This window comes from Streptomyces sp. bgisy159 (assembly GCF_057707805.1).
In genome coordinates this window covers 148,547-161,636 of the sequence record NZ_JBYIQX010000009.1, presented here as the reverse complement: position 1 = coordinate 161,636, position 13,090 = coordinate 148,547, and the positions used below count along the sequence as shown (strand labels likewise).

12 protein-coding genes are annotated in these 13,090 nt (G+C 72.0%); 4 read left to right on the top strand and 8 right to left on the bottom strand.

Going from position 1 to position 13,090, the window contains the following annotated elements; translation table 11 throughout:
- Window positions 1-13: 13 nt before the first annotated feature.
- Window positions 14-691 carry a response regulator transcription factor gene (locus AC3ET3_RS12170; RefSeq protein ID WP_432135445.1) on the bottom strand — a complete coding sequence of 226 codons (678 nt, stop codon included), beginning with the start codon at window positions 689-691 and terminating at the stop codon, window positions 14-16.
- Window positions 692-1,226: 535 nt separating this feature from the next.
- On the opposite strand from AC3ET3_RS12170, the gene AC3ET3_RS12165 reads away from it, so the two are divergent.
- Complete coding sequence (locus AC3ET3_RS12165; protein ID WP_432135446.1) at window positions 1,227-2,723, top strand: oligopeptide:H+ symporter; 1,497 nt, start codon at window positions 1,227-1,229, stop codon at window positions 2,721-2,723.
- 90 nt (window positions 2,724-2,813) lie between these two features.
- Here the strand turns inward: AC3ET3_RS12165 and AC3ET3_RS12160 are convergent, their stop codons facing one another.
- From AC3ET3_RS12160 to AC3ET3_RS12135, 6 genes are all read right to left on the bottom strand, one after another.
- Window positions 2,814-4,112, bottom strand: a complete 1,299-nt coding sequence (locus AC3ET3_RS12160) for a hypothetical protein (RefSeq protein WP_432135563.1) — start codon at window positions 4,110-4,112, stop codon at window positions 2,814-2,816.
- Between the two features lie 179 nt (window positions 4,113-4,291).
- Entirely contained in the window at window positions 4,292-5,632 is a 1,341-nt protein-coding gene (locus AC3ET3_RS12155) for a hypothetical protein (protein WP_435612101.1), read from the bottom strand.
- A complete protein-coding gene (locus AC3ET3_RS12150) occupies window positions 5,629-6,636 on the bottom strand; it encodes a COG1361 family protein (protein ID WP_435612100.1) in 1,008 nt (335 codons plus the stop codon). Before AC3ET3_RS12150 ends, AC3ET3_RS12155 begins: the two co-directional genes overlap by 4 nt.
- A gap of 95 nt (window positions 6,637-6,731) precedes the next feature.
- Complete coding sequence (locus AC3ET3_RS12145; RefSeq protein ID WP_435612099.1) at window positions 6,732-7,487, bottom strand: LPXTG cell wall anchor domain-containing protein; 756 nt, start codon at window positions 7,485-7,487, stop codon at window positions 6,732-6,734.
- 353 nt (window positions 7,488-7,840) lie between these two features.
- Window positions 7,841-8,317: an ATP-binding protein gene (locus AC3ET3_RS12140; RefSeq protein ID WP_432135448.1), complete on the bottom strand. Its 477-nt coding sequence runs from the start codon at window positions 8,315-8,317 to the stop codon at window positions 7,841-7,843.
- Between the two features lie 268 nt (window positions 8,318-8,585).
- On the bottom strand, window positions 8,586-8,963 hold the full coding sequence (locus AC3ET3_RS12135; RefSeq protein ID WP_432135449.1) for an STAS domain-containing protein: 378 nt from the start codon (window positions 8,961-8,963) through the stop codon (window positions 8,586-8,588).
- 251 nt (window positions 8,964-9,214) lie between these two features.
- On the opposite strand from AC3ET3_RS12135, the gene AC3ET3_RS12130 reads away from it, so the two are divergent.
- The 3 genes from AC3ET3_RS12130 (at window position 9,215) to AC3ET3_RS12120 (ending at window position 12,485) form a co-directional block, all read left to right on the top strand.
- Window positions 9,215-10,108 carry an RNA polymerase sigma factor SigF gene (locus tag AC3ET3_RS12130; RefSeq protein ID WP_432135565.1) on the top strand — a complete coding sequence of 298 codons (894 nt, stop codon included), beginning with the start codon at window positions 9,215-9,217 and terminating at the stop codon, window positions 10,106-10,108.
- 347 nt (window positions 10,109-10,455) lie between these two features.
- The gene (locus tag AC3ET3_RS12125; protein WP_435612098.1) at window positions 10,456-12,105 is read left to right on the top strand and encodes a ricin-type beta-trefoil lectin domain protein; all 1,650 of its coding nucleotides are present in this window, start codon (window positions 10,456-10,458) and stop codon (window positions 12,103-12,105) included.
- The gene (locus tag AC3ET3_RS12120; protein WP_435612097.1) at window positions 12,102-12,485 is read left to right on the top strand and encodes a transposase; all 384 of its coding nucleotides are present in this window, start codon (window positions 12,102-12,104) and stop codon (window positions 12,483-12,485) included. Before AC3ET3_RS12125 ends, AC3ET3_RS12120 begins: the two co-directional genes overlap by 4 nt.
- On the opposite strand, the gene AC3ET3_RS12115 is transcribed toward AC3ET3_RS12120, so the two are convergent.
- A complete protein-coding gene (locus AC3ET3_RS12115) occupies window positions 12,393-13,079 on the bottom strand; it encodes a DUF6193 family natural product biosynthesis protein (protein WP_435612096.1) in 687 nt (228 codons plus the stop codon). The two genes, AC3ET3_RS12120 and AC3ET3_RS12115, sit on opposite strands and share 93 nt — an antisense overlap.
- Window positions 13,080-13,090 lie beyond the last annotated feature (11 nt).

The following is a 13,090-nucleotide window of genomic DNA, read 5'->3' as shown; positions in this document are numbered from 1 at the left end:
GCCCTGTCTGCGCTCAGCTCTTCTCGAAGCGGAAGCCCACGCCGCGGACGGTGGCGATGTACCGCGGGTTGGCCGCGTCGTCGCCGAGCTTCTTGCGCAGCCAGGAGATGTGCATGTCGAGGGTCTTGGTGGAGGACCACCAGGTGGTGTCCCAGACCTCACGCATCAGCTGGTCGCGGGTGACGACCCGGCCGGCGTCGCGCACCAGCACCCGCAGCAGGTCGAACTCCTTGGCGGTCAGCTGGAGTTCCTCGTCGCCCATCCACGCCCGGTGCGACTCGACGTCGATCCGCACCCCGTGGGTGGCGGGCGGCTGCTGGGGCTCGGTGGAGCCGCGCCGCAGCAGGGCCCGCACCCGGGCGAGCAGTTCGGCGAGGCGGAACGGCTTGGTGACGTAGTCGTCGGCGCCCGCGTCCAGACCGACCACGGTGTCGACCTCGTCGGCCCGCGCGGTCAGGATCAGGATGGGCACGGTGTGGCCGTCGGCGCGCAGCCGGCGGGCCACCTCCAGGCCGTCCATGCCGGGCAGGCCCAGGTCCAGCACCACCAGGTCGATGCCGCCCTGCATCCCGGCGTCGAGCGCGGCCGGTCCGTCCTCGCGCACCTCGACCTCGTACCCTTCGCGGCGCAGTGCGCGGGCCAGCGGCTCCGAGATGGACGCGTCGTCCTCGGCGAGCAGTACACGGGTCATGAGCCGATGGTAGTCCGCGGCGCCATTCGGCCGAGGTGTGATCGCTGAGCCGGATTCTTACCGAGGGACACACCGGACAAGCCGCCCTCCGACGAGGCGCCCGATTGGTCACCGAGAGTGGTCCAGACCTATGGTTTCCATGGTGGTACCGGATATGGACCTTGGAGCCCATGCATCTGGCTCCTTGATCGCCTGTGATCCATCTCTCAAGTGCTTCCATATCCGGCACTGTCCTGCCGTATGGTGAAACAACGCCTGTAGCACCGCAGGGACCTTTGGCGACGACTTGACGCTGAAGGTCTCTTTTGTGTGCGGGCCGGCCGAGGCCGGCCTCGAAAGGAATGACCTGTGGCCGGGCCTCATGCGCGACGACATGCGCAAGGGCGTGGATCCCGGTGGTCGCCGTCCCCGCTCCCCGACCCGGTCGGAGCGGACTCCCCCCGGGCGTGGGGCGGACGGGCCGATCGCGCCGGTGCCGGCCGCCCCACCGGGCGCGCGTCGCTCCACTCGCGCGTCCCGACCAGCAAGGAACGACATGGCGACCAGCCTGACGAAGGACTCGGTCCAGCCGGGCACCCCCGGCCCCGACAAAGCCTTCTTCGGCCACCCCCGCGGTCTGGCCACCCTCTTCATGACCGAGATGTGGGAGCGGTTCTCCTACTACGGCATGAAGGCCCTGCTCCCGCTGTACCTGGTTGCTCCGGGCGGCCTGCACCTGAGCGCGGGCACGGCGACCGCGATCTACTCGGTGTACCTGTCCCTGGTGTACCTGCTCGCCCTGCCCGGTGGCTGGTTCGCGGACCGCGTGCTCGGCCCGCGCAAGACCGTCGCCGTCGCCGGCGCGATCATCATGCTCGGCCATCTGACCCTGGCCCTGCCGTGGGCCGGCACCTTCTACGGGGGCCTCGGTCTGGTCGCGATCGGTTCCGGACTGCTCAAGGCCAACATCTCGACGATGGTCGGCCACCTCTACGACGGCCCGGAGGACCCGCGCCGCGACGGTGGCTTCACGGTCTTCTACATCGGCATCAACCTCGGTGCCTTCGCCGCCCCGCTGGCCATCGGCACCGTCGGTGAGAACGTCAACTGGCACCTGGGCTTCGCGCTCGCCGCCCTCGGCATGGCGCTGGGCCTCACCCAGTTCCTGCTCGGCGGCCGCCACCTGGACAGCCGGTCGGACGTCGTCCCGACCCCGCTGACCGCCCCGGAGAAGGCGGCGACCCTGCGCAAGGCCGCCTTCTGGGCCGCCGTCGCCGCGGTCTTCTACCTCGTCGTGGGCGTCTCCGGCGTCTACACCCTGAACTGGCTGCTGGTCCCGATCACGATCGCCGGCCTGGTCATCCCGGTCCTGGTCATCGCCCGGATGAAGCGGGACAAGGAGCTGGACCGCGCGGAGCAGTCCAAGCTGACCGCCTACATCTGGTTCTTCGTCGCCGCGGCCGTGTTCTGGATGATCTACGACCAGGGCGGCTCGACCGTGTCGCTGTTCGCCGAGTCCTCGGCGGAGAACTCGGTCTTCGGCTGGGAGTTCCCGGTCTCCTGGTACCAGTCGGTCAACCCCGTCATGATCATGGCGCTGGCCCCCGTGTTCGCCTGGGCCTGGCTGGCGCTGGCCCGGCGCGGCAAGGAGCCGAGCACCGCGGTCAAGTTCACGATGGGCCTCGTCCTGATCGGCGCCTCCTTCTTCCTCTTCCTGGCGCCGCTGTCGATCGCCGAGGGCGGGCACAAGGCCGCCGCGCTGTGGCTGGCCGCGATCTACTTCGTGCAGACGCTCGGTGAGCTGACGATCTCCCCGGTGGGCCTGTCCGTCACCACCAAGATGGCGCCGCAGAAGTACGCCTCGCAGATGATGGGCGTCTGGTTCCTGGCGGTCACCGCCGGTGACGCGACGACCGGTCTGCTGTCCATCGCCGAGGTCGACCTCAACCGGATGGGGGTCGTGGCGCTGGAGGCGGTGCTCGCGGTCGTCGCGGGTGCGGCCGTGTGGATGTACCGCAAGAAGGTCAAGGAACTCATGGGCGACGTTCACTGACGTCCGCCGTCGGCAGGGCCGTGAAGGCCGTCGCACCCCGGTGGGGCGCGACGGCCTTCCCCTGTTCGTGGGCGGCCGCCGGCGGGCAGGTCACCTGGCCCGGCGACGGGGCATGTACGTGAAGACGGCCGCTCCCAGGAGGACGGTGGTGCCCGCGACCAGCCCCAGGGCCTTGAGGGCACCGTGGTCGCCGGAGCCGGTGTCGGCCAGGCCGCCGCCGGTGGACGTACCGCCGGAGGAACCGCCGGCCCCGGAGGAACCGCTGCCGCCGGAGGCGCCGCTCGCCTGTTCGGTGGTGTCCAGAGTCAGGGAGACGGCCGTGCGGTCGGGTGCGCAGGTCGTCGTCGTGCCCAGGGCGTTGATGGTGAGGACGCCCGGGGAGAGGGTGGAGACGCCGGTCGCGCCCGGCCTGTAAGTGCCCTTGAGGTCGGGAATCTCGATCGGCTCCCCCGATTTGACCGGCCGGGCGTTCGCCGGGCCCTCGACGTGGACGGTGCCGGAGTCGGCGCCGCCCAGCGCCACCTCCATCGACGGTTCGACGGAGTTCGCCGGGATGTCGGCGGGGCTGTTCATCACCGACTTCCTGAACCGCACGGTGAGGTCGTAACCACCGCCGCTCTTCCTGGCGTCGATCTGGACCGGCGACGTCGCCTTCTTCTCGCCGAGGGGCGACTGGCAGGTGTACGGCACGTCCACGACCTTGCCGGTGAAGTCGGTCTGCCCGCCGGTGTCGCCGGGTGACGGGCTGGGGCGGCTCGACGGCGACGGGGGCGGCGAACCCGACGGCGGCGCCGAGGGCGAGGAGGACGACGGGGGCGAGGAGGAGGGCGGCTGCGACGCCGTCGGGGACTGGCTCGTCGGGCCGCCGTCCCCGGCCGTCACCGTGATCGTCGCCGCCGGCGCCACCGGCTCGGTCGGTGAGCAGGTCGTGTTCGTGCCCATCGCGTTGACGACGTACGCGTCCGGGGTCAGCGTCACCCGGCCCGCCGCCGTCAGCTCCAGCGTGCCCCTCATGTCCGACAGCACCATCTGGGCGCCCTTGGGGATCGGGGGGTTCTTCCGGGGCCCCCGCAGCGCGATGTCGGTGGTCTGCGCGCCGGCCGCCCGGAGGGTGCCGGAGGGCTGCACCGAGTCGGCCGGGAGATCGATGATGTCCGGGTTCCTGGACGCGGGCCGGGTGAACTTCCAGACGATGTCGACGGTCTCGCCCACCTTCGCCGTGGCCGGAACGGTGATGTCGACCTTCGTGGTGCCGTCCACCGGGGGGATGCCGGCGGGCGGCACGCAGTGGGTGGCGTACGACACCTCGGCGGCCTGGGCCGGTCCGGTGGCCAGGCCGAGCAGGGCTGCCGTGCCGACGGCCAGGGCGGCGGCGGTGACGGCGGCCAGGCCTCTGGGGAGGGGAGGGCGGCCGGAGGCACGTTCCGGAGCGCGTCGGGGAGCACGTCCGGGGGCGCGTCCGGGAGGACGCTCGGGGAGGGGTGCGGGGCCTGGGGCGGTGGCTGGGCCTCGGGCGGGGCCGGTGGCTGGGCCGGGGACCGGGCCGGGGGTGGCTCTCTCGCGCTCGCTCACGTGGGGGTTCCCTTCCTGCCGGGCGTCGTGGGGGTCGTGCGACGCGTCGGGCGGTCGTCTTCGTGCGGTGCGGAGAGCCGCCCCGCCGGGCCCGGATCGGTGTCCGGGGTGAACCACGGCAGGGTCGGGGTGCGGGTGGGTGCCGGTGCCGGTGCGGGTTCGGATGGGCGGGGGTTCCTGCGGCCGGTCAGGCGTACGGCGAGCGCGGTGGCCCCGCGTACGGCGGGCGCGGTGAGGCGGCGTACGGCGGCGAGCGGCCTCGGGGTGAGGCCGGGGTCGGGGCTCGGGGTGGAGCTCGGGGTGGAGCTCGGGTGAGGGAGAGGCTGCTCGGGGAGGAGTTGCTCGGCGGGTCGCCGCTCGGCGAGAGGCGGGGCCGGGGGAGGCGGGGTAGGACCCCGGGCGGGGAAACGTCGGGTGACGGCGGGTCGCGCGGGGCCCCGGGGACGTACCCGGTCCACCACCGCCATCCCGGCACGGAACACCCCCACCGGGACCACCAGGCACAGCAGCACCCAGAACACGGTGACGCCCCACGGCCGGCCGACGCCCCACGGCTGCCGGGCGAGGACCTTCCCGCCGTACCGGACGGAGACCGTGTAGTCGCCGTGCGCCCCGGCGGACAGTTCGACCGGCAGTTCGACGCGGGCCTTCTTGCCGGGGGCCAGGGTGCCGCGCCAGCGCCGCTCCTCCCACTGCGGGGCGAACACGCCGTGGGCGGTGCCGACCTGGAAGACCAAGTCCTTCAGCGGCTCGGTGCCGACGTTGCCCACGGTGAGGACCAGGGTGCGGGCCGGGGGCGCCCCGAACCAGGTGAGCAGGGAGCCGGAGCCCTCCAGCCGGGGCGGGGACAGCATCCGCAACCGGCCGGCGGAGGGCGGGGGCAGCGCCGCCACGGGGTGCCCGGCCACCTGGAACACGGCGTCGGCCCGTGCCCGCTCGCCGGTCGCGGTGGCCGCGTGGACCACGCAGGGACAGGGCACCGGCGGTTCGGCGACGGGGAGGCGGTGGCTGAACCGGCCGTCGGCGTCCGTGGTGACGGCCCGGCCGTCCGCGTTGGCACAGGAGTTGGTGCCGCCGATCACGCCCCGGGCCGGCACCGACTGTCCGCAGATCAGCAACATCACCAGGGTGCGGGGCCGCCAGCCGCTGCCCCTGACGGTGACCGAGCCGCCGACGCCGGCCTGGGTGGGGGCGACGGTCACGACCGGCCCGGCTTCGGCCGCCGACGCCGGGCCGGTCAGGGGGGACAGAGGGAGCAGGGGGAGCACGGCCAGGAGGGACACCAGCAGCGGCAGAAGCAGCCGCCTCGACGGCCTGGCCCTGACCCGCGGCTTCACTTCGGGGCTCCCGTCGGTGCGGGCGCCGGCCGGAGCGGTCCGGCCGGCGCAGACGGTTCCTGCGGCGAGGTCGGTGTCGTCGGCGCGGGCGGTCCGGGCACGGACGGCTCGGTCGGTCCGGGCGGTCCGGGCGGTCCGGGGGGCGCGGGCGGTCCGGGGGGCGCGGGCGGTCCGGTGAGCATGGCGTGCGCGGGCGCGCGGTCGGCTCCCCGCCTGCGGCGTCCCCGTCGCCGTAGCGAAGCGGCCGCACCCACGAGCGCCGCCGCTCCCGCCGCCGTACCCGCCACCGCGCCCCACGGGACGAAGGTCGCCGACGCGTCGGCCGTGGCGCGGGCACCACCGGGGGCGGTCACGGTCAGGCGTACGGTGACGGCGTCCAGCACCGGGCGGTCCGGCCAGGGCTCGGTCAGCCGCAGCCGGCCGCCCGGGGGCACGATCACCGGCAAGGGGCGCTCGGCGCGGTCGAGGACGGGGCCCAGGACGCCGTCGGCCCGTACGGCGAGGTGCGGTGCGAGTGCGGTCGTACCCCGGTTGACCAGCGTGTACGTGATGCCGTCGGCACCCACGGCCGCCTGCTCCACGCTGAGCGCGGCCAGCTTCGGTCCGCCGACCCGCAGCAACAACCGTACCGTCGCCTCCCGGCCCTGCGCGTCCCGTACGACCACGCTGCCCGTGCGGTCACCTGGTGCCGCGTCCGCCGGGACCGTGACCGTGAAGGGGATCTCGGCGCGGGTGCGGGCCGGGACGCGCGGTGCCGGGTCGGCGAAGACGAGGGGCGGGCCGGTGCCGGACAGGCGGACGGCGAGCGGGTGGTCGTCCGGGTTGGTGACGGCGACGGTGTCCTGCAGAACCGTTCCGGGGGTGCCCTCGGCGTAGAAGGAGGGGCGTCCGCCACCGGAGGGCGCGGCCGACCAGCCGCCCCCGGTCTCCGCGAGCGGCGGGGCGGCGCCCAGCAGCAGCGGCAGGGCCGGCAGCAGGACACGGACGGCGACGGCGTACGGCATCGGCGGCTCCGGCGGTCGTATCCGCAGTGCTCGGGTCGGCAGTGCTCGGGTCGGCTGTACTCGGGCGGGCTGTACTCGGGTCAGCAGTGCCCGGGTCAGCGGCGGGTGGGGCTGCCGGGGGCGGGCTCGTTGCGGGCGGGCCGGCGGCGGCTCAGCCACAGGGCGCCGGCCGCGCCCGCGAGGAGGACCGTGCCGCCGAGGGTGGCGAGGGCGACGGCGGAGTCCTCGGGGCCGGTCCGCGGGAGCCGGTTGCCGGAGGCTTGGCCGCCGGAGCCCTGGCCGCCTGCGCTTTCGTTGCCGGAGCCGGGTTTTGACGGGGTGTCACCGCCCCCGCCACCGCCGGCCGCCGTCACGTCGAGAGTGAGGGACGGGCCGGGGCTGTTGGTGGGCGTGCAGGTGGTGGTCGTGCCGAGGGCCTTGATGGTCAGCACGCCGGCCGTGAAGGTGACCTTGCCGCTCTTCTTCGGGGTGTAGGTGCCGCTCAGATCGCTGATCTTGATGGGGGTGTCGGCGGGGATGGCCGCCTGGTTGGCCGGGCCGGTGACGTTCAGCGTGCCGCTGTCGGCGCCGCCCAGCTTGATGGTGGCGCTCGGGTTCATCGCGCCCTTGCCCAGTTCGACGGGGCTGGAGGAGACACCCTTCTGCCAGGACATGGTGATGCGGTAGCCGGAGCCGCTCCTGACGCCCTTGATGTCGATGGGCGACACGGCGCTCTTGTCGCCGATGGGCGTCTCACAGTGGTAGTTGACGTCGACGACCTCGGCCCGGGCGCCCGGCGCGGCCGTCAGGACGGCGGCCCCGGCCAGGGCGGCGGCCGACGCCAGCGCGGCGCCTCGCTTGTGCTTCGACACGGTCCGTCCCCTCACTCCCGCGGTGTCCCTTGCCCGGCCGCCTTCCTGACGGCACATCAGATCGGCCGTCAAGGTACGCCCGGGGACCGAAGGAGGGAAGACAAGCGGCGCGCCGGAAGCGCCGGGCGGCGCCGAAGGACGTGGGGACCGGAGAAGGCGGGGCCGCCCCCGCTCAGGCGCCCCGCACCGGCAGCCCCGGACCGCTCCCTGCGCCGGGGCGCCGAAATCCTCACCGAAGCGCCAGAGGTCAACGCCGGAGCCCCCAGGATCTACGCCGGATCGCCCAGGATCTACGCCGCGGCACCCAGGACAGCAGCCTCAGGGCGCCAGGGGCTGCGCCGAAGTGCCCAGGTCTACGCCGGAGCGCCCAGCTCCGCCCAGACGGTCTTGCCGGCGACCCCGGGCGTACGGACGACCCCCCAGTCCAGGCACAGCCGCTGCACGATGAACATGCCGTGCCCCCCGGGCCGCCCGGAACGGTGCGGGGTCCGGGGTGCCGGCTGCCCGCTGCCGCGGTCGACGACCTCGACGCGGATGACCTTGTTGTCGCAGCCCAGCCGCATCTCCTGCGGCCCCTCGGCATGCAGGCAGGCATTGGTGACCAGCTCGGAGACCACGAGCAGTACGTCCTCGGCCGCGGCACGCTGGTCCGCGGTGGCGGCGGGCAGCCACCCCCACGCGTACAACGCCTGCCGGGCGAAGTCCCGGGCCAGCGGGACGACGCCACTCGCGCCGTCGAAGTCCAGTCTGCGGACCTGACGGCCGGCCGATGCCCCCGAAGCGCCGCTGGGCTCCGGGGAGCCCGGCGAGACAGGCCGGGTGGTGCTCATCAGCGCTTCACCTCACCGATTCACCAGTTCACGATGGAAAGATCACGTTTTGAAGGGTCCAGGACATCGAAGAAGTCGCGGTTGCTGCGCCACCGCTCCGTACGGCTGTCCGTCGCCGTTGCTCTGTGCCGTTGTTTGCGTGTGTGCCGATGTCCGGTTCCGTCGGCACGTCGGGACACCGCCGCCCGCATGTCTCCTGCCCGACGGATGCGACGGAACACCCCCCTTTCGGCACTCCGTGCAGGAAGGGAAGTGACCTGCGCGACAATCAGCCGTCTTCCTCGGCGAGGGCCGCCTCGACCGAGTCGTGCACGGTGAAGACGGCGTCGGCGCCGGTGATCTCGAAGACCCGGGCGACGACCGGCAGCATCCCCGCCAGATGCACTCCTCCACCTGCGGCCTCCGCCTTCAGCCGTGCGCCGAGCAACACGTTGAGTCCGGTGGAGTCGCAGAACTCCAGCCGTGAGCAGTCGATCACCAGTCGACTGAAACCCTTGGTGAGACAGGCGTCGAGGGGTTCACGCAGCAACTCGGCGGTGTGGTGATCGAGCTCACCCGCCGGCGTCACGACGGCGCTGGAGCCCTCTTCCCGCACCTCCACCAGAAGCCGGCCCGACTGTGCGCTGCCGACTGTCCCGCGGTCCATGCCGTCTCTCTCCCGGGGTCGTCTCGGTCCGTGCTGATGCCCTCGAACACTACGCCTTCGTTACGCGTTTCCACAGCCGAACAACCCCCCGTAAACGGACATAAGTACACAGATCGTACTTGCGGTGACCTCGGGAAAGCGGGTAGGGCTAGTAGAGACACGTAACCGACACGGCCGGCTTTGGAGGCGCCGCACACCGCAGTGCACGTACTGGCTTCGGCAGCCATATGCCGAGAACGATGGAGGACATCATGTCACCGCGGCTCGACGCACCGCATCCCTACGGTGCGACGTCGACACCCACTCCGGAACATCTGGATCCCATCCATCCCGTCGATGTCATCGAGGGACTCCCCGAGATCCCTCCGTACGACGAGGTCGGACCCGTCGACGCGCGGGCTCTCTCCAAGACCCTTTTCGAGCGGCTCGAATCCCTCGAAGAAGGCACCCACGAATACTCGTACGTCCGCAACACCCTGGTCGAACTCAACCTGGCCCTGGTCAAGTTCGCCGCCTCCCGCTTCCGCTCCCGCAGCGAGCCGATGGAGGACATCATCCAGGTCGGCACCATCGGCCTGATCAAGGCGATCGACCGCTTCGAACTCTCCCGAGGCGTCGAGTTCCCCACGTTCGCGATGCCGACCATCGTCGGCGAGATCAAGCGCTTCTTCCGCGACACGTCGTGGTCGGTACGGGTACCGAGGCGACTGCAGGAACTCCGTCTCGACCTGGCCAAGGCGGGCGACGAACTGGCCCAGAAGCTCGACCGCGCCCCCACCGTCGCGGAACTGGCCGAGCGCCTCGGCATATCGAACGACGAGGTCGTCGAGGGCATGGCCGCCTCGAACGCCTACACCGCCTCCTCGCTGGACGCCCAGCCCGAGGAGGACGACACCGAGGGCGCGCTGGCCGACCGCATCGGCTACGAGGACCACGGACTCGAAGGCATCGAGTACGTCGAGTCGTTGAAGCCCCTCATCGCCGAACTCCCGCCGCGCGACCGCAAGATCCTCTCCCTGCGCTTCGTGGCGAACATGACCCAGTCCGAGATCGGCGAGGAGCTGGGCATCTCCCAGATGCACGTCTCACGGCTGCTGTCGCGGACGCTCGGGCGGCTGCGCAAGGGGCTGATCTCGGAGGAGTAGGCGTCGCCGGGCGCGACCGGCGACGGAGCCGGTTACGCGACGGGCGGTGACCCGCGAACGATGCCCTCCGCGGCGCGAAGGGCGACCGGCGACAGCCCCGAGAGGCGCCCGGCGTCGCGACCGGCGAAGTGCCGGCGATGCCGATGCGCCGGTGATGTGCCCAGCGGTGTGAACCAAGAGCGCGGGCGGCAAACCTGATGAGGTGGCCGCCCGCTCTTGGTCGTCCGGACACGCACTCCCCCGAGCCCCGGTTACCCCGGGAAACCTCCCCAAACGTGTTCTGCGCCACTATGGTCACCCCACCCCAGACCGACCAGTAGGTCAGTTTCAGGTGAGGAGCGACCCCCATGCCCCGTGCCGACGCGAGCGGCCGAATCGGCGGACCGTCCATGTCCGGTGCCCCCGACACGCGTCTCGCCGAGCTGCTGCGGGCGGCGCCCGCGCTGGCGTACCCGGCGCTGCGGGAGCTGCGCGAGCGGCACGAGCCGTACCTGCTCGACTACGCGCGGCTCTGCACGGTGGGCGAGACGGCGGCCCGCGGTCTCGCGGCCCGCGCCTTCGCCCTGGCGGCCCGGGAGACGGCCCACGGCAACGACCCCGGGCTCCCCTGGCGCCACCACCTCCTCCTGCTGTCCTGCCGACTGGCCGCCGACTGGGCCGGCGACGACCGGGCCGCGTCCCTCAACACGGCCGTGGTCACCACCCCCGTCCCCACCCCGCCCCTCCTCCCCGCCTTCCGCAGCCTCTCCTCCCGCACCCAGGCCCTGCTCTGGTACGGCCTGGTCGAGCGGGAGCCCGCCCCCCGTACGGCGGCCTTCCTCGGGCTGCCCCCCGAGGACATCACCCCCGGCGTCGCCCCGGCCTTGCAGACCCTGGCCCGCACCGCCCTCCGCCTGCGCCTCACCGCCTCCCCCGACCCGGACTGCGCCGACTTCCACCGCCTCATCGAGGAGTCCGTCCGTCCCGACACCCCCCGCCACAGCGCCGACCTCACGTCCCACAAGGCCCACTGTCCCCACTGCACGGCCGCGTACGAGGAACAGTGCGCCCTGCGGGACGCCCCGGCCGCGACCCTGGCGGAGGGCCTGCTGCCTTGGGCGGGGACGGCGTACGCGGCGGAGCGGCGTACGGCCGCTGCAGCGGTCGCGGGCAGCGAACACCCGTCGACGCCGGCCACCACTCCCCCGCCGCTCCCGACACCGCTCCGGGAGCAGACGCCCGCGACGGCCTGGCCCCCACCCCGCCGCTTCGTCCTGGCCTCGGCGGCACTGGGCGTGGCCCTGGCCCCCCTGCTGCTTCTCCTCACCCCCGGGGACGCCCCGACCGACCCCGCGACGGACACGGTGGCGGCCACCCCTCGCCCCCTCCCCCCGGTCACGGTCCCGCCACCCCAGCCGTCCCCCGCACCGGCCTCTCCGTCACCTTCTCCGTCTCCCTCACGCACCGCCACATCCCCTACCCCGACCCCCACCCCTCCCCCCACCCCGGCCCGCACGCCCACCGCGCCCCCGAAGACCCCGAAACCGACCCCGAAGCCCCAGCCGGCCCCGACCTACCCGCCCGGCGCCGCCTACGCCCAGGTCGTGAACCTCACCACGGGCCGCTGCCTGGAGGTCGCCGGCGACTTCACCAACGGCACGGACGTCGTCACCGTCCCCTGCTCCGCCTCCCCCAGCCAGCGCTGGCGCTACGACGCCGACCTCGGCGTCCTCCAGTCGTACGCCGACCCCGCCTACTGCCTGGACAGCCGCGGGTCCACCGACCGGGGCGCCGGCATCTGGACCTGCTCCTCGGTCTACGGCCGCAACGGACGCAACCTCACCTTCCTGATCCCCTCCGACGGCACCATCCGCCCCGCCATCGACCCCGACACGACCCTGACCGACAACGGCTACGGCGACGTGTGGTTCCAGCCGGCGGGGTGGGGCGGGGGGCAGCGGTGGGGGGCCTTGACACTGGATCCTGAGGATCTGAGAGCGGACATCTCGTGGTCGTGAAGAACTATCCGCCGCAGTTCAAGGCGGACGCGGTCGCGCTGTACCGGTCGCGGCCCGAGGCGACGATCAGGCAGGTCGCCGCCGATCTGGGGATCAACCCCGAGACCCTGCGGAACTGGGTCCGCGCCGCTGGTGCGAGCCGGCCGCGGGGGCGCCGGGCGGAGGTGCCGACCGAGCCGCCGACACCGTTGGAGGCGGAGAACGCCGCTCTGCGCAAGAAGGTCCGCGAGCTGAAGGAAGAGCGCGAGATCCTGCGGAAGGCGGCGAATGAAACAAAGGAAGCCACCTCATTCCAAATCTGGTCCTCGCTCAAGAAACTCGGCGGCGGATACGACCGCCTCCATCAAGCCGCCAGCGACGAAAGACGAACCAGGCACTGAAGTATCTTCGACACGATAGCGACCGCTATCCAGAGGTTTGATGTGAATCTCGCGCGATCCCTGCACTCCAAAATTCGCACTGAGCCGCAATGTCCCATGGCTCAAATTCGGGAACAATCGACGGAGGCGATACTCGGCGTGAGCGGCCTCCACAAGAGGTCGCTCGTCTTCAAATATTTCCGAATTCAGAAGCCAGTCCCACTGGGCCCGCACCGGATCACCCGCCTCCCGCTCCCTAGCGAGTCGCGTAAGCACCATGAAAGGAAAATTCTCTGCGAACTCACCTACCGACATGCCATCACGCCACGCCACCGACGCAGCAACCAGAGCAGCGAGATCATCGGTGGCACCTTCAGCCCAGACAAACCGGCCCTCTTGGACGCCAACAAAGAATGTCCTTGTGGACTCGTCGAGCCACACCAAGATTTTTCCACGACTTGAATCCACCTGCGCGGTGGAGATCACGCCGGACCCACCCTCGGATTGACTGCACACTCCGGCCAAATCGAGGCCGACTTTATCTGCCACTTCAGCCATGGCCGAAGATAGCGAGCCAGCATCCCGAATCTCCGGATAGAGATCGAAGTTGATCATTCCCATCAACA

Excerpts from the sequence above, each read along its gene's own strand:
- AC3ET3_RS12125 (WP_435612098.1), top strand. The coding sequence starts at position 10,456 with ATGCCCCGTGCCGACGCGAGCGGCCGAATCGGCGGACCGTCCATGTCC.
- AC3ET3_RS12130 (WP_432135565.1), top strand. The coding sequence starts at position 9,215 with ATGTCACCGCGGCTCGACGCACCGCATCCCTACGGTGCGACGTCGACA.
- AC3ET3_RS12165 (WP_432135446.1), top strand. The coding sequence starts at position 1,227 with ATGGCGACCAGCCTGACGAAGGACTCGGTCCAGCCGGGCACCCCCGGC.
- AC3ET3_RS12170 (WP_432135445.1), bottom strand. The coding sequence starts at position 691 with ATGACCCGTGTACTGCTCGCCGAGGACGACGCGTCCATCTCGGAGCCG.
- AC3ET3_RS12140 (WP_432135448.1), bottom strand. The coding sequence starts at position 8,317 with ATGAGCACCACCCGGCCTGTCTCGCCGGGCTCCCCGGAGCCCAGCGGC.
- AC3ET3_RS12135 (WP_432135449.1), bottom strand. The coding sequence starts at position 8,963 with ATGGACCGCGGGACAGTCGGCAGCGCACAGTCGGGCCGGCTTCTGGTG.
- AC3ET3_RS12150 (WP_435612100.1), bottom strand. The coding sequence starts at position 6,636 with ATGCCGTACGCCGTCGCCGTCCGTGTCCTGCTGCCGGCCCTGCCGCTG.
- AC3ET3_RS12115 (WP_435612096.1), bottom strand. The coding sequence starts at position 13,079 with ATGATCAACTTCGATCTCTATCCGGAGATTCGGGATGCTGGCTCGCTA.